At 46.0% G+C, this 322-nt stretch carries 1 pseudogene; it reads right to left on the reverse strand.

The annotated features are described in order from the left end of the window. Positions 1-77: 77 nt before the first annotated feature. Positions 78-322, reverse strand: a pseudogene (locus tag FS628_RS30310) (flagellar hook-associated protein FlgK); the annotation flags it as partial.

Raw genomic sequence — 322 nt, forward strand, 5'->3', positions numbered from 1 at the left:
ACCCCCAGACTCCTTTCTTTCACCATCCCACCTGCTCTAACCTCCTCTCCCTTTTTACTTACATCTCACCATCATTTCTACAACTTATCCATCACAGTCCCAAAACCACTATTGCATCCTTCCTTTACAATACCTTCAACTTTCTCAACTCTATCTCCTTCAATCCACCAACTTCCGAACTTCCTATTTTCATTCCCATACTCGTCATCCACGAATTTTTCACCCACACCCCTAATCCACTCCAACTCTACCCCTCTACCCACCTCTCCTCCTCTTCTCCTATCCACAAATCCGAACCCCTCCATTCCAATCGATCCCTGCA

Source organism: Paenibacillus xylanexedens, assembly GCF_007676705.1.
GTDB lineage: Bacteria > Bacillota > Bacilli > Paenibacillales > Paenibacillaceae > Paenibacillus > Paenibacillus xylanexedens_C.